Raw genomic sequence first — 15,511 nt, forward strand, 5'->3', positions numbered from 1 at the left:
GTGAATACTGCATGGGTGTGCCAGTCCGCAATTATTGATGGGCAATATTACGAGATACAAGGGCTTAACATTTGGGATTATGAGTGGACGAACACCCAGGAGTTTGTATCGGTTAAAGACCCAATATACGGACAGACACATGTAATGGCCATTTACCAGATCATTACGGCTACTCAAACCATAACCTTTGCTGCAGGCGAATTCTCAAACCTCGTTTGGGGTATCTACACTCAAGTTTAACTCACCTTCAATGAATGAAGTACGCTTTTACCAACTGCATAGCCGCTTTCTCATCATCCGCGCAAACATCGCAAAAGGTGCCTATGCCATTAACCGGGCCTTCATACTCCCAGGCAAATAGCTTATTGTATTTTTTTGTTGGTCCAATTACCCGCAAATTAATTCCTTCAGGTATCACATATAATTGATAATTGCCCGGCAGGCCAACTTTAAACCCCGGTTTGCCCTGATAAGTGGTTTTACCCAAGTATTGCGCAGGCTGAGTCTTGTCATTCTTTCCATAAGAGTAAATGATCTCGACACGCTTACTACCCTTAGTCCAGAAAGAAAAGTGCTCATAGGCAGCAATACCCCGTTTACCAGATGAATAATTAGCAACTTTTTGTGCAAATGCACTTGCGGATACTATTAAAAGAGCTGTAGCTAAATAAATTGTTTTGGTCATGACAGGCAGATTTGGTTTGTTAATTAAGGTAAAGACAAACAAATTTGCGAAAAGTTGAGAACCATTTTGGTTAGCCTTGGTTAGTGGACTACAAGATTGTTGGTTACCCCAAGGTTAAATGCACACATAGCGTAAAACACTAAACGTATTTAACACATAAATGGAATATGATAATGTGATAAATCCTTTTTATTATCATATTTGAACTAAAACAATCGTCACTACCAGAACAAAATATATTACATATGCAGGAGTTAGACCCAACCATTTTACAAAAAGCAAATTCATGGCTCGAAGGTAATTATGATGCCGATGTTAAACAGGCCGTACAAAAGTTACTGGACGACAAAGCATATACAGAATTAACCGACTCGTTTTACCGCGATCTGGAATTTGGTACCGGTGGCTTGCGCGGCATTATGGGTCCGGGTTCAAACCGGGTAAATAAATATACTATTGGTGTGGCTACGCAAGGCCTGGCTAATTATCTTAAAAAGACCTATCCTGGCGAGCAGGTAAAGGTGGCAATTGCGCATGATAGCCGCAACAACTCTGATGTATTGGCCGGTATTACGGCTGATGTATTTTCGGCTAACGGCATTTACGTTTACTTCTTTAAAGCTTTGCGTCCTACTCCCGAACTGTCGTTTGCAGTTAGGCATTTAGGCTGTAAAAGCGGTGTTATGTTAACGGCTTCGCACAATCCTAAAGAGTACAACGGCTATAAGGCCTACGGGGCTGATGGTGGCCAGTACGTAGCTCCTCATGATAAAGCGGTGTTGCAGGAAGTAGCAGCAATTAAAAGTATAGACGAAGTAAAGTTTACCCGCAACGAAGCTAACATTGAGCTGATTGGTGAGGAGATTGATAAACTCTATCTGGATAGCATTGCTACGCTTTCCATATCGCCTGAGGCTATACAGCGCCAAAAAGGTTTAAAAATAGTTTACTCGCCTATACATGGTACCGGCATTACTTTGGTTCCTAAAGCTTTGGAACAGTTTGGTTTTGAGAACGTAATTCTGGTAGAAGAGCAAACCACGCCTGATGGCAACTTTCCTACCGTGGTTTATCCCAACCCTGAGGAAAAAGAAGCTCTAACCCTTGCCCTCAAAAAAGCGCAGGACGTTGACGCCGACCTGGTAATGGCAACCGACCCTGATGCCGACCGCGTAGGCATTGCAGTAAAAAACAGCAGCGGCGAGTTTGTGCTGCTGAACGGTAACCAAACAGCTAGCTTGCTTATTGATTACTTGTTAACCGCCTGGGAAGAGAAAGGCAAATTAACTGGTAATGAGTACATCGTAAAAACTATTGTAACCTCATATCTGCTCGATGCTATAGCGGCCGACAAGGGCGTAAAATGTTACAACACCCTTACCGGCTTTAAATTTATTGGCGAGCTGATGACCCAGTTTGAAGGCAAACAAACCTTTATTGGCGGTGGCGAAGAAAGCTATGGTTACCTTATCGGCGAGTTTGTACGCGATAAAGATGCTGTAGTATCTGCAGCGTTTATTGCCGAGATGACGGCTTTTTACAAAGACAAAGGCAACAGCCTGTTTGATGCACTGGCCAACATCTATCTTAAATATGGTTTCTACAAAGAAAAACTGATCTCCATAACCAAAAAAGGTAAGGAAGGGGCCGAGGAGATTAAAGCCATGATGCAGCGCTACCGTACCAATCCGCCTGCAACATTGGGTGGTTCAAAAGTAGTTGCGTTAAAAGATTATGAGCAGCGTGTGGAAACAGACTTGAATACTAATACGACTAAGCCTATTGAGCTACCTAAGTCAGACGTATTACAGTTCGTTACCGAGGATGGCAGTATTATATCCGCTCGTCCATCAGGCACCGAGCCTAAAATTAAATTCTATTGCAGCGTAAAAGGCGAATTAACCAGCAAAGAGGTTTATCAGGAAACCGACCAGCAAATGGATGCTAAGATTGACGCCATAATGCAGGATCTAGGTGTTTAATGTTACTCCATGATTATAACGATCCCGGGCTATTCAGTCCGGGATTTTTGTTTAAAAAGTAATTGTACAGCTTACTATCTTATTAACATGCACAAACAACACACCTACGCCTCAACCCTAACCTGGACCGGCAACACTGGCCAGGGCACCTCAAACTATCGCGTTTATGAGCGTTCTTACGAAATCAGCATCGGCAATAAAGCGGTAATTCAGGGATCATCAGATCAGGCTTTTCGTGGTGATGCAGATAAACATAACCCGGAGGAAATGTTGCTGGCTTCGTTATCGAGTTGTCACATGCTTTGGTTTTTGCATGTGTGCGCCGAAGCAGGTGTTAATGTATTAGCCTATACCGATAAGGCTACCGCTGTTATGATTGAGGAAACTAATGGCAGCGGCTACTTTACCGAGGCTACACTGAAGCCGCACGTGGTAGTTAGCGACGCTACAATGCTTGCAAAGTTGGATGAACTGCATCACAAAGCCAACCGGTTTTGCTTTGTTGCCAATTCGGTTAAGTTTCCTGTATATCATAAGGGCACGGGTGAAGTAGCATAATTTTAAAAAATGGTGTTAAACTCTGTGTAAAAAACGCCATCTTATCTTTAAGCAGCCTGCTCAAAGCTGTGCTGTAAACATTTTACTTTATGCTTCATAAATACCTAACACTACGGCGAATTTTATAGCGCTGTTAATATTGGTAAAGTTAAAGCGGCGGGTACATCAACTCAATTACTATAATTGGTTTAATTGGAACAATCAGGGCTAATTTAAAACAATAGATGACTTACCGTTGGTCTTTCACTTCAATTAAACAGCAACTGCTATTTGTTGTGCATTGCGCCGCATAGGTTGTAACTGCCAATAAGTTAAGCTACGCCACAGCCATTCGAGCGGTCCAAACAAAAAATACTTTAGCCATACCGGGCTTACAATTAGTTGTATGACCCATATCACAGCAACTACATAGTATAATTGGTAATACTGCAGCTCTGCAAATTTATTTAAGCCATAACCAAAAAAGTAAAGCGTACAAAACACAGTTTGCATGATGTAATTGGTAAAAGCCATTTGTCCAACAGCGGCCAGGCGGTTAGTTAACCCTTTAAACACCCCGGCACGTACCATAAGCAACAGTACGCTGGCATGTGCCATAACCAACAATATACGTTGAAAGGGATAGATTAATCCCCACCACGACATGGCATGCGTTTCGAGGTAATGTATAGAAGCCGCACTGCCATGCGCTTGCCGGTAATCATGGTAGTAATCTAACATAACCAATGGCAGGCCAATACAGTAGCCAACCAGCGCTGTTAACCTGTATTGGGTGGCCGTCCACCCGCCGGTCATAAATCCCCACTTATAAAGAGCCATGCCCAGCATCATTAAGGCCAGCACATCCCATATCAAAAAAATAAAGTATTTAGTTTGAAAGCCCCATGTTAGCGGACGTATATAACTGGCCACTCCGTTGTAGTCAGATTTCATACTGCGGGTATGCGCGGCTATCTCGGTTTTATTGGGCAAAAACTCTTTTTCGGTTGCCCGCCAGGTGGTAATCGCTTGCCGTTGCTGTTTACTTAATGGCTTGTTTTGTTTTTGCAGGGCTATAGCGCTATTGTAAGCCAGCCGCTGCCCTCTGATATTTTGATAGAATAATGTAGACGCCGTAAAATCCAGTATAGCTACAATAGGTACTGCCCAAACCAGGTACTTAGGCTTCATGTTACGAAAAATAAAAGCCAGCATACCTATAACGCCGTATCCGTATAAGATGTCACCCTCCCAAAGTAAAACATGGGCATGTATCAGGCCAAACAATACCAGCCAGCCCATTCGTCTAAAAAACAAGGCCTTAAACGGTTGTCCGTTCTGCGCTTTACGCATTACAAAAAGCAGTATGCCGGCCCCAAAAACCATAGAGAACAAGGCACGCATCTTACCTTCAAATAATACCGTAATTACAGCGTCCGTCCAAAAATTAATGCTGTGTGTATCCTGATGAAAAACGTCCGAATACCTTTCGGGCATGGCAAAACCCGGAATGTTCATCAGAAGGATTCCCAATAAGGCTATGCCCCGCAAAATGTCAATAGCCTGTATACGGTCGGCTTGGGCAACCGGCTGTGCTTTGGATAAGGTTTGAGCTGGCATAATGTGAGTGTTAGTGGTTGTTATTACTAAGATATATTACTAATAATTGTAAACCAATACTTTAACTCTTTTTAACAGCTCGTATTTTAAATTGGAGTATTTATACCAAACACAACTTGTGATAAATATTGCGCAGTTGATGAACATGCCGCTGCGTGTGATATATAATGAAGTAAAGCCATTCAATGCGGGTATACGGACCCGAGCCCGGCAATTCAAAACCTATGCATTCATAAGTATAATCATAAGCAGCAGCGGCTTGTGTTACTTTACCGCGGGTTGCTTCCAATTGCTGCAAAAGCGTATCCTTATCTTTTGCCCCATCAGAAGGCACCACAAACTCCGGCGATTGCATCTTGATGGTAAAATCCAGAAACACACTCTTGATCTCTTCCCGTTTTTCGTCGGGCTTACGATTAGCCGGCCTGGCGCCGCCTCCAAATAACTCGCCGATGCTCGATTGTGATTTTAACACGTGCTCTGCTAATTGCCCGGCCGTCCAACTTCCCTCAAAAGGTACCTGGTTAAATTGTGCAAGTGTAAATTTGCTTAACAATCTCAGCAGTTGCTGGGTAGTTTCTTCATACTCGCTTATGGCTTGCGCTATCATATCATTAAAAATATGATACAAAGCTATAGGCATTGCCGGTTTAAGGCAGGGTGCTAACACGGCAATCTACAATGCCAATTGCGACATTAACTGCCTGCTATTATTTTCTGCGCCATAGCTTGCCGGTATAATCCAGTTCCTGTAATCCTAACTGTACTTTCTGACCCGACGTAAAGCCCCAGACCGGTTCAAAGGCGTTTTGTAAGAAGATATTCATTTTAGCCTCGCTAAAAAACCAGCATGGATATGAAGCATCATAAAAAGCAGGCGGCACGCTTTGAATTGTGAGGCGGTCTTCAGGCTCATCAATAAATGCAGTACGGTCTATCATCAGGTAGGGAATATTAGATTCTACCACCTTTGTTAACAGTTCGTATGGCCTTTCCATATATTGCAGTGAACTGGAGAACAGCAATAACTGTGGTGTACCGTTGTTCTTACACGCCTCCTCAAGTGAATGGTAAAAGTGCAGATGTTCATCCTCAAAATTCTTGCGGCCTTCTTCTACAAACATAGCTTGTTCAACCAGGCGCCATTCTAACGTTTGCAGGTGCTTTAAAAACGGAAAATTTTGCCGGTACGATGTGCCCAGCGAGCCGCCATAATCAACCAGGCTAAGCCTGTTGTCGTTTTGCGATGCTATCCACAGTAGTGCAGCTAAAAGCGGATAAGCTACTTCAATATTGCTATAAGTAATGCCATCACGCTCATAAGCATACTTGCCCTCTTTAACTTGTAATGCGCCGGCCTTAACACGCTGCAATACCGTTTGGGCGTTATAGCCAGTGGTTTTTTGCAGCGCATCCTGCCAGTTAGCATAGCGCCCATGCCACCCGTACTTGAAACTGTATCTAATAGCTCTCTTTAGTATCTCTGGCACAAATTCGCCTTTCTTAAATGGCATAATGATGATCTGAAATGGAATATTTTACTGTATATTTATGCTATACGGAAAATAAGACTAACGGGTTTATTAAAGCCTTAATAAACCAATACCTCGTTTAAAAATTAAGTTACCTACTTTTATATCAACCAAAAATAAATTACTAATTTTTTTAGTATATGAACTTTATTAAGTATATTTGTTATAGAAAATAAACAAGATGAGTAACGCAAGCGCAGATAAATTAAAAGCATTGCAGCTTACACTGGATAAGCTGGAAAAATCGTACGGTAAAGGAACCATCATGAAACTGGGCGATTCTGTAATCGAGCCTATAGAGGTAATTCCGACCGGTTCGTTAACGTTGGACCTGGCTTTAGGTGTAGGCGGATTACCCAAAGGCCGTGTAATTGAGATTTACGGTCCCGAATCATCAGGTAAAACCACTTTGGCTATCCATGCCATTGCGGAATCGCAGAAGAGAGGCGGCATTGCAGCTTTTATTGATGCTGAGCATGCCTTTGATCGTTTCTATGCTCAAAAATTAGGAGTGGATGTAGAGAACCTACTGATCTCTCAACCTGACAACGGTGAGCAGGCTTTAGAAATTGCCGACAACCTGATCCGCTCGGGCGCCATTGATATATTGGTAATTGACTCGGTAGCAGCATTGGTACCTAAAGGCGAAATTGAAGGAGAGATGGGCGACTCTAAAATGGGTTTACATGCCCGCTTAATGTCACAGGCCTTACGGAAGCTTACCGGTACCATTAGCAAAACCGGATGTTGCTGTATTTTCATTAACCAGTTACGCGATAAGATTGGTGTAATGTTTGGTAACCCCGAAACTACTACCGGTGGTAACGCCTTAAAATTCTATGCTTCTGTACGTTTGGATGTACGCCGTATATCTCAAATTAAAGATAGTGATGAAGTATCAGGTAACCGTGTAAAGGTGAAAATTGTAAAAAACAAAGTGGCACCTCCGTTCCGTTTAGCCGAGTTTGACATTATGTTTGGCGAAGGTATATCCAAAGCCGGCGAGATCATTGACCTGGGTGTTGAGCATAACATCATAAAAAAAGCAGGTTCATGGTTTAGCTACGGCGACAGCCGCTTAGGCCAGGGTCGTGATGCTGTAAAACAATTAATTATCGACAATCCGGAATTAGCCGAGGAACTGGAAAACAAGATTAAACAAGTTGTGTCAGGTGATAACATGCCTGAGGAAGTGGAATAAGCTTTTTAAATCTAATTAATTATACAAGCCGCTTTTAAGCGGCTTTTTTTGTGTGCGATTATTATTAGTTTGTTGAAGCATCAGATGATAACTGCATTTACAATATAGATGACGCTTATGCCGAAAGTAAAAGACCTTCTGTGCATCCTGATAAATAACTGACAAACATTTGCGGCATAGTGTGTTATTTTAATACCAGCAAATACATTCATTTCAACTACAAATACACACTATGGAATTCAGACAATTAGGCGCATCGGGGCTATTTGTACCGGTGCTTAGCTTTGGCACAGCAACCTTTGGCGGCGGCAACGAATTTTTTAAGGCTTGGGGCAATACCCAGGTTGATGAGGCTAAACGCCTGGTGAACCTTTGCCTTGATGCAGGTGTTAACTTTTTCGACACAGCCAATATTTACTCAGGCGGCGCTTCAGAAGAAATCTTAGGCCAGGCGTTAGAAGGCCTACGCAGCCAGGTACTTATATCCACCAAAGCAACCTTTCCTATGAGCGATAAGCCAAACGATTTTGGTTCATCACGCTCACACCTCATAAAACAATGTGAAGACAGCTTGCGCCGCCTCAAGACCGATCATATTGATATTTACCACATGCACGGTTTTGATGCCAATACACCGGTTGAGGAAACATTAAAAGCTTTAGATGACCTGGTTACCAGTGGCAAGATACGTTACATTGCCTGCTCAAATTTTTCGGGTTGGCACTTAATGAAATCTTTATCCATATCAGAACGTTACGGCTGGTCTAAATATGTAGCCCACCAGGCATATTATTCATTACTCGACCGCGAGTTTGAGTGGGAATTGATGCCGTTGGGTATTGAACACAAAGTAAGCACTATCGTTTGGAGCCCACTATCGTCGGGCCGTTTAGGTGGCAAGTTCCGCAGAAACCAGCCGATTCCCGAAAATAACCGCATGGCTCAAGGCGGATCACATGGTCCGGCTACCAACTTTGAGTTGTTGTACAAAATTGTGGATGTTTTAGATGAAGTAGCCGAGGAGACCGGCAAATCAGTACCGCAAGTGGCCTTAAACTGGTTGCTACAGCGCCCAACTATTGCCAACATTATAATTGGCGCACGCGATGAAGAGCAACTAAAACAAAATTTGGGCGCCGTGGGCTGGAACTTAACTACTGACCAGGTTAAAAAACTGGACGCTGCGAGCGACCGCGACCCGATATATCCTTACTGGCACCAACGTCAAAACCCGCAACTGATACCGCCGCCTAAGTTTTATTAATCGGCAATTATATAAGATAAGAAAAGCCGCTTTGTTGGTCAAAGCGGTTTTTTTTATTTTAAAACGTTATTTAGGAAACCTGTAATATATGCCACTGTAGGTGTAAACCAGGGCTCAAATAGGCAAAACGCATGAGGAGAATCCGGAAAGGTATGCACCTCGTTATAAATATGATACTGGTTTAAGATGTTTATATAATCGGTACGACCAGCATGCATTCGGTCTACCGAACTGTTGACGAAAAGCGTAGGTGGTGTGCGGGAACCAACATGGGCCAAAGCGCCTGCTTGTTGCCATAATTCTGGTTTTTCAGTTTTGGTATAACCCAACCAATTTGTACCAGCCGAAACAGACTTACTGTCGTCACCCTCGCCCGATTCAGGGTGAATGAAAGCGAGCGTACCATCAATATCAACAATGGCTTTAATGCCAGGTACGGTAGTACCTAACAAGGTGGCCAACTGCCCTCCTGCCGAAAAGCCGCAAACAACTATTCTTTGCGTATCTACTTTGTTTTTTTTCGCATTGGCCTTAACCCACTTGATAGCAGCTTGCAGATCTTGCACAGCGGCCGGGTACAAAGCATGGGTTGATAAGCGGTAAGCAGGTGTAAAGCAAACAAAACCTTGCTCGGCCAGTCGCGCAGCAAGTGGGTGATGCTGTGTACGGCTACCCGAGCGCCAGCCACCACCATGAATAATGATTACGGCGGGCAAAAGCTTTTGAGCTGCTTTCTTGGGCCTAAACACATCTAATAGCAGCTTCTGATCGTTTACTGTTCGATAATTGATATTCTGACTTGCCTTTACCAATGGTGGCAGACTGTCTTTTACCAATTGTATTTGCGAATACTTCTTTTTAGCATTTTTGTAAGCGCTATAATTAGTAAAAGAGGTATCGGTCTGTTGTGTAAGGCCGGCAGTGCGCTGGGCGTATGTAGCCGTAGTCACCAATAAGCTTACAACCAAAAAAAGGCACCTTACCATAAGATTTTTAATTATTTGCCACCTGTACGCACATACATGTAAACAATAGCAATAACAACAGTTAAGCCAAGTACCACCAAACCGGTGATGCCTTTGCGCTTGTCCTGCCGCATTACCCAAATCAACAACCCTACCAGGGGAACTACAAAAATCAACCAGAATATTAGTGAGGGTATGCTCATAAAATTATGTTTAAAATGGCATGCGGGCCAGCGGCGCCACATGTTGGTCCGTAAAATCACCTTTTAAATATTTATGGTAACCGGCTATGGCTATCATTGCAGCATTGTCGGTACAATACTCCATTTTGGGTATAAAAGTATTCCAGTGGTATTTTGCGCCAACATCGAGCAAACCTTGCCGTAAACCGGTGTTAGCCGAAACGCCTCCGGCCAAAGCTACATCCTTAATGCCATAGGCCTTTGCTGCTTTAGTTAATTTGTTCAGCAATATGGTCACAATGCGTTTTTCAACCGAAGCGCAAATATCGGCTAAGTTGTCCTTTACAAACGCGGCATTTTTAGCTTCGTTGTTTTGAATGAAATACAAGATAGCTGTTTTTAACCCGCTAAAGCTAAAGTTATAGCCGGGTATCTGCGGCTCGGGAAACTGGAAAGCATCCGGATTGCCCAATCGGGCATGCTTATCAATCAGCGGACCGCCGGGATAGGGCAAACCCAGTATTTTACTGGTCTTATCCATTGCCTCGCCGGCAGCGTCGTCCTGCGTGTGGCCAATCACTTCCATATCAAAGTAATCCTTTACCAAAACTATTTGTGTATGCCCGCCCGAAACAGTCAAACATAAAAAGGGAAATGATGGTTTAGGTTCATCAATGAAGTGCGCCAAAATATGGGCCTGCATGTGGTTCACCTCAATAAGTGGAAGGTTATTAGCCAGGGCAAATGCTTTGGCAAATGATACGCCCACTAAAAGTGAACCTAAAAGGCCTGGTCCGCGTGTAAAAGCTACTGCATCAATATCATTTTTGCGTATTTTTGCGTTAGATATTGCTTGCTGTACAGCAGGAATGATATTCTGTTGATGAACCCTTGATGCCAGCTCAGGCACAACGCCTCCATAGGCCTCATGTATGGTTTGGTTAGCTATGATGTTACTAAGCATCGCACCATCCGCACATACAGCAGCCGAGGTTTCATCGCACGAAGATTCTATTCCTAAAATTACAGGCACTTGATATGTTTTTAAAGCTACAAAATTATCAAAAAAATACTCAAAATAGCGCTTGTTCTGGTACTCATTGTACTGCTCATTGTCAGTATAATGTTAGTTCTTATCCAGTACAAGCCGGTACAAACCTGGGCTGCCCGTAAAGCTGCAAAATACCTTTCGGAAGAGCTGCATACCAAGGTTGATATCAAGAGCCTTTACGTTAAGCCATTCTCGTCTGTTGTGTTGGAGGACTTTTATGTGCTCGACAAACAAAAAGACACGCTGCTACGCACCCCCCTGCTTGAAGTAGAGCTTAGCGATTTTTCGATCTTCAACAGCCTGAAAGACCGCCATATAGAGTTTAAGCGCATACAGTTGAATAACGGCTCTGTCTACCTAAAGAAGCTAAAAGATAGCACTACGAACGTACAATTCATTATAGATTATTTCAACCGCCCGGCAGATACCATAAAAAAAGCCGGCAAACCCTGGACACTAAATTTTGATCGTATTGGCATCAGTAATTTTCATTTCAGGTACAAAAATTCGTTAAACCGTACTGCTACCCCACATCAGGTTAATTTTAACGATTTGGATGTTAGTCGTTTTACTACCGTGCTTACCGGCATGGATTTGAAAAACCACCTTTTTAAGGGCAATCTGCAGAATTTAACACTGCATGAAAAAAGCGGGTTTATTGTTAAAAGCCTTTCTGTAAATGCAACGGTTGACACTAACCAGATCAGACTGCAAAACCTTTTTCTGGCTACGCCAAACTCCAGGCTGAAAGACTATTTTAGAATGCGCTATAAATCATTTGATGATTTTAGTGATTTCGAGAACAAGGTGGTGATGGATGCCGATTTGAAGAGCTCTCACTTATCATCAACAGATATTGGTTATTTTACCAGCTCATTAGGCAAAATCAACTTCGAACTTGATTTAAGCGGGCGTGCCAGCGGCAAGGTAAATCACATTAAAGCTCGTAACCTAACTGTATCTGCAGGTCAGGCTACTTACCTAAAAGGTAATTTTGAGCTGAAAGGGTTGCCCGAGTGGGAAACCACCCGCCTGGCGCTCGACTTTGACCAACTGGCCACTAATAAAAAAGATCTCGATAATTTATACAGCCGCTTTACTGGCACGCCCAACCGTAAACTTCCTGAGTTTTTGGCCAAGTTTGGCAACATCAGCTTTAATGGTCAGTTAAACGGCACCCAAAACAATTTTAATCTTAAAGGCACCTTTAAAACCTTACTGGGCCGCCTCAATCCTAACATTAATTTGCGGTTTAATGACAAGGGTGTTCCGGCTTACAAGGGCACTGTTGCAGCCACTAATTTTAATTTGGCTCATTTGCTGGATAACAGCATGCTTGGCCGCAGTACATTTTCTGCCAAGATTGATGGCAGCGGTGATGAGCTGAAAAATCTACGAACCGATCTGGATGCGCAAATAAACTACCTGGACTTTAAGGGATATACTTACCATAACATTAGCACTAAAGGCAGCTTTAAAAATCAGATTGCCAAAGCCAACGTTAAGGTGGCCGACCATAATATAAAGCTAAATTTAACCGGCAATGTGAATCTCAAACCTGCATCGCCACAATATCAGCTGGCCGGAACAATTAAAGACGCTCGGTTAAACAAGCTTGGTTTTATTAAAGACACGCTTACGCTAAGCACCACTATCAACACCAACTTTTCGGGTAACAACGCTAATAATTTACAGGGCTTTGTAAGCCTCACGCCTACCCGTGTAAGTACGCCGCATGAGAATTACGTGGTCGACTCGCTAATGTTAACGGCAACGGGCTTAGGCAGCAACCGCACCATCAGTCTGCAATCTGATCTGGCCGATGGCAGCATTAAAGGCCGGTTTGATTTAAATACCTTGCCGTCTTACTATAAAACCATTGCCAAAAAGTACATCCCCTCATTAAAGACCAAGATATACAAACCCGGTTTTCAAGACTTTGAGTTTAGGCTTAATCTCAAAAACCTCGATCCTGCTTTGCTCATTTTTGCACCCGATTTGAAAATACCGGAGGGCGGTACTTTCGTAGGCCGGTTCAATTCGGCTAATAAAACCGCTACGCTGAGCGGCCTTATTAAAACGGTACAGTACGGCAAGATGGTGTTTCATGATTTCATTGTGGATGAAAGCACCGCCGATAGTTTATTGAACCTTAACGTCTCGTTAAGTAAAGTGGATTTAACCGATAGCTTGTACATTAAAGATATTAACATTACCAACTTTTTACGTAATGACAGCCTGAACTTTAACGTAAAACTATCAGATAAAAACGCCACCAACCAATTAGACTTATATGGCCTGGTGGAGTTTGGACGCGACACCACGGCTAAGCTTAAGCTACTGCCATCTGAGGTAGTTTTGGAGCGCGAATCATGGCGACTTACAGAGCAGGTTCGTATACGCTTGCTGAACGGTAAAACCCAGGTTGAAGGATTTGAACTGAGTAACGGTGAGCAGCATGTACGTATTGACGGTTTCATATCATCGAGCGCAAAGGATAGACTAAAGTTGCAGTTTGACAAATTCAGAATGTCTACGCTTAACCAATTAACCAAGTCGGGCGGGGTATTGCTGGGAGGCGCTCTCAGCGGTGATGTAAATTTAAGTGCCGTATTGAAAGCGCCTGGCATAGATGCCAATATGCGCATTGATTCGCTCATGATGAACAAGACCCTGGTGGGCGATGTAAAAATCGTATCAGACCTGGACAATGAGCGTAAGCGGGCCAACGTAAAAATGAACATCCTTAACCGAGGGCTGGAGACGCTGAATATAGCCGGCGCTTACTATCTTAATAAGGAATCGGGTGATAAGTTGGATTTCGATGTCCGCATGGATCAAACGGAGGCGGTTATTTTTGCACCGTTTATCAAGAATTTGGTTTCTGATGTTAAAGGCACCATTTCGGCTGACTTGAAACTTACAGGCGCTCCATCTAACCCGCAACTGAACGGTGATATCACCCTTGCTAACACCGGCGTTACGGTTGACTATTTGAAAGTACCTTACACCATTAATGACAAACTCACGGTAAGCAACAGCGTTATCAAGATTGACGGCATGACGCTGACCGACCCAAGAGGCGGCAAGGCAATAGCTAATGGCACGGTAGACTTAACTAACATTTCCACTCCTACTTTAGACATTAACATACAAGCAACCAAGTTGATGGCGCTAAATACTACTTTTAGAGATAACCGCCTCTATTATGGTACCGCCTTTGGTACCGGCCGCTTTAGCTTCACCGGCCCGATTGATAATATGAATATCGACATCAAGGCCAAGACTGAAGAAGGTACGGTATTCAATATTCCGTTAAACACATCGGCCACAGCAGGTGAATACGATTTTATACGCTTTGTGAGCCACACCGATTCTACTAAGGTTATTTCGAGCAGAAATGCGTTCAAAGGCGTAACGCTGAACTTTGACCTTTCGGCAGATGAGAAAACATTAGTGCGCATCACAACAGACTTAGGTTTACTGGAAGGCCGCGGAACCGCCAGTGGGCTTAAACTTAACATTAACAGCCTGGGCGATTTTGATATGCGGGGCGACTTCCTGATCAATTCGGGTAAATTTGAATTTACGGCCAAAAACTTTATCAGCAAAAACTTTCAAATTAACCAGGGTGGTTCACTACGCTGGACAGGAAATCCATCAAATGCCGAGATCAATCTAAACGCCATCTATGAGTTAAGAGCTAATATTGCGCCATTGTACCAAGCCGCTGGCCAGCAATCACCACAGGGCACAAGGCAGGAATTGGTACAGGCGCAGCTTTATTTAACACGTACCTTGCTACAACCTAACATTGAATTTGATTTTAACTTCCCGCTCAATCCAAGCATTAAGGATGATATGGGTGCCTATCTTTCGGACGTTAATAACCGTAACCAGCAGGCATTAAGCTTAATTGTAAGACGGCAGTTTGCCCCTGGTACAGGTACCAATATCAATGAGCAGGTTTTAGGTACGGCAACATCCGCAGCCAGCGAGTTTTTCTTTAACAAACTCAATAGCTATATTGCACAATCAACCAATTTCCGAAGTCTGGATATCAATATACGCTCACAAAGTGACGCCAGTGCATCACTGCGATTATTTAACGATCGTGTTTTGCTTAACGGAAGTGTATACAACGCGTTAGGGACTAATGACCTTTTTAGCAATAATTCGGCTAATATCTTCAACTCTGGTTTTAGGGCATTAACAACCGACTTCAATGCAGAATATCTTATCCGTAGCGATGGCCAGTTACGGGGCAGGTTTTCTTATCGCGTGTTGAATACCACTACAATTACTAGTTCAATCTCTGCTGCACAGTATGTTAATGGTTTGGGCTTGATCTATCAACGTGATTTTGATACGTTTGGCGAGTTTTTCAGGAATTTGTTCAGGAGAGGCAGAACGCCTTCTACACCAGTACAGCCGTCAAACAGTACAACGCCGGCTATTATTGACGACCCGGACGAAGAGTAAGCTTAATTTT

13 protein-coding genes are annotated in these 15,511 nt (G+C 43.2%); 6 read left to right on the forward strand and 7 right to left on the reverse strand.

What is annotated here, in order from left to right:
- Positions 1-240, forward strand: a complete 240-nt coding sequence (locus ABDD94_RS19700) for a hypothetical protein (RefSeq protein ID WP_345953663.1) — start codon at positions 1-3, stop codon at positions 238-240.
- 7 nt (positions 241-247) lie between these two features.
- Here the strand turns inward: ABDD94_RS19700 and ABDD94_RS19705 are convergent, their stop codons facing one another.
- Positions 248-685, reverse strand: a complete 438-nt coding sequence (locus tag ABDD94_RS19705) for a hypothetical protein (protein WP_345953664.1) — start codon at positions 683-685, stop codon at positions 248-250.
- 245 nt (positions 686-930) lie between these two features.
- Here ABDD94_RS19705 and ABDD94_RS19710 point away from each other — a divergent pair, with 245 nt between their 5' ends.
- Positions 931-2,667, forward strand: coding sequence for a phospho-sugar mutase (locus tag ABDD94_RS19710; protein WP_345953665.1), 1,737 nt, complete (start codon positions 931-933; stop codon positions 2,665-2,667).
- A gap of 87 nt (positions 2,668-2,754) precedes the next feature.
- A complete protein-coding gene (locus ABDD94_RS19715) occupies positions 2,755-3,225 on the forward strand; it encodes an OsmC family protein (protein ID WP_345953666.1) in 471 nt (156 codons plus the stop codon).
- Positions 3,226-3,477: 252 nt separating this feature from the next.
- Here the strand turns inward: ABDD94_RS19715 and ABDD94_RS19720 are convergent, their stop codons facing one another.
- The 3 genes from ABDD94_RS19720 to ABDD94_RS19730 all read right to left on the reverse strand — a co-directional run bounded on the left by ABDD94_RS19720 (position 3,478) and on the right by ABDD94_RS19730 (position 6,338).
- Positions 3,478-4,824: a DUF418 domain-containing protein gene (locus ABDD94_RS19720; protein ID WP_345953667.1), complete on the reverse strand. Its 1,347-nt coding sequence runs from the start codon at positions 4,822-4,824 to the stop codon at positions 3,478-3,480.
- Between the two features lie 100 nt (positions 4,825-4,924).
- A complete protein-coding gene (locus tag ABDD94_RS19725; RefSeq protein ID WP_345953668.1) occupies positions 4,925-5,467 on the reverse strand; it encodes a DinB family protein in 543 nt (180 codons plus the stop codon).
- A gap of 67 nt (positions 5,468-5,534) precedes the next feature.
- Entirely contained in the window at positions 5,535-6,338 is an 804-nt protein-coding gene (locus ABDD94_RS19730; protein WP_345953669.1) for a methyltransferase, TIGR04325 family, read from the reverse strand.
- 199 nt (positions 6,339-6,537) lie between these two features.
- On the opposite strand from ABDD94_RS19730, the gene recA reads away from it, so the two are divergent.
- Positions 6,538-7,557 (forward strand): recombinase RecA, encoded by a 1,020-nt coding sequence (gene recA / locus ABDD94_RS19735; protein WP_345950373.1) that lies wholly within the window; start codon positions 6,538-6,540, stop codon positions 7,555-7,557.
- A 232-nt stretch (positions 7,558-7,789) separates the two neighbouring features.
- Entirely contained in the window at positions 7,790-8,821 is a 1,032-nt protein-coding gene (locus tag ABDD94_RS19740) for an aldo/keto reductase (RefSeq protein WP_345953670.1), read from the forward strand.
- 53 nt (positions 8,822-8,874) lie between these two features.
- Here ABDD94_RS19740 and ABDD94_RS19745 read toward each other — a convergent pair whose 3' ends face one another.
- The 3 genes from ABDD94_RS19745 to tsaD are packed head-to-tail and all read right to left on the reverse strand — an operon-like array spanning position 8,875 to position 11,001.
- On the reverse strand, positions 8,875-9,807 hold the full coding sequence (locus ABDD94_RS19745) for an alpha/beta hydrolase (RefSeq protein WP_345953671.1): 933 nt from the start codon (positions 9,805-9,807) through the stop codon (positions 8,875-8,877).
- 11 nt (positions 9,808-9,818) lie between these two features.
- Positions 9,819-9,989 carry a hypothetical protein gene (locus ABDD94_RS19750; RefSeq protein WP_345950370.1) on the reverse strand — a complete coding sequence of 57 codons (171 nt, stop codon included), beginning with the start codon at positions 9,987-9,989 and terminating at the stop codon, positions 9,819-9,821.
- Between the two features lie 10 nt (positions 9,990-9,999).
- A complete protein-coding gene (gene tsaD / locus ABDD94_RS19755; RefSeq protein WP_345953672.1) occupies positions 10,000-11,001 on the reverse strand; it encodes a tRNA (adenosine(37)-N6)-threonylcarbamoyltransferase complex transferase subunit TsaD in 1,002 nt (333 codons plus the stop codon).
- Between the two features lie 90 nt (positions 11,002-11,091).
- Here tsaD and ABDD94_RS19760 point away from each other — a divergent pair, with 90 nt between their 5' ends.
- Positions 11,092-15,501 (forward strand): translocation/assembly module TamB domain-containing protein, encoded by a 4,410-nt coding sequence (locus ABDD94_RS19760; RefSeq protein WP_345953673.1) that lies wholly within the window; start codon positions 11,092-11,094, stop codon positions 15,499-15,501.
- Positions 15,502-15,511 lie beyond the last annotated feature (10 nt).

Origin of the sequence: Mucilaginibacter sp. PAMB04168, assembly GCF_039634365.2 — a bacterium.
In the GTDB taxonomy this organism is placed as follows: domain Bacteria; phylum Bacteroidota; class Bacteroidia; order Sphingobacteriales; family Sphingobacteriaceae; genus Mucilaginibacter.

Excerpts from the sequence above, each read along its gene's own strand:
- ABDD94_RS19705 (WP_345953664.1), bottom strand. The coding sequence starts at position 685 with ATGACCAAAACAATTTATTTAGCTACAGCTCTTTTAATAGTATCCGCA.
- recA (WP_345950373.1), top strand. The coding sequence starts at position 6,538 with ATGAGTAACGCAAGCGCAGATAAATTAAAAGCATTGCAGCTTACACTG.
- ABDD94_RS19715 (WP_345953666.1), top strand. The coding sequence starts at position 2,755 with ATGCACAAACAACACACCTACGCCTCAACCCTAACCTGGACCGGCAAC.
- ABDD94_RS19750 (WP_345950370.1), bottom strand. The coding sequence starts at position 9,989 with ATGAGCATACCCTCACTAATATTCTGGTTGATTTTTGTAGTTCCCCTG.
- ABDD94_RS19745 (WP_345953671.1), bottom strand. The coding sequence starts at position 9,807 with ATGGTAAGGTGCCTTTTTTTGGTTGTAAGCTTATTGGTGACTACGGCT.
- ABDD94_RS19725 (WP_345953668.1), bottom strand. The coding sequence starts at position 5,467 with ATGCCTATAGCTTTGTATCATATTTTTAATGATATGATAGCGCAAGCC.
- ABDD94_RS19730 (WP_345953669.1), bottom strand. The coding sequence starts at position 6,338 with ATGCCATTTAAGAAAGGCGAATTTGTGCCAGAGATACTAAAGAGAGCT.
- ABDD94_RS19720 (WP_345953667.1), bottom strand. The coding sequence starts at position 4,824 with ATGCCAGCTCAAACCTTATCCAAAGCACAGCCGGTTGCCCAAGCCGAC.
- ABDD94_RS19760 (WP_345953673.1), top strand. The coding sequence starts at position 11,092 with ATGTTAGTTCTTATCCAGTACAAGCCGGTACAAACCTGGGCTGCCCGT.
- ABDD94_RS19740 (WP_345953670.1), top strand. The coding sequence starts at position 7,790 with ATGGAATTCAGACAATTAGGCGCATCGGGGCTATTTGTACCGGTGCTT.
- ABDD94_RS19710 (WP_345953665.1), top strand. The coding sequence starts at position 931 with ATGCAGGAGTTAGACCCAACCATTTTACAAAAAGCAAATTCATGGCTC.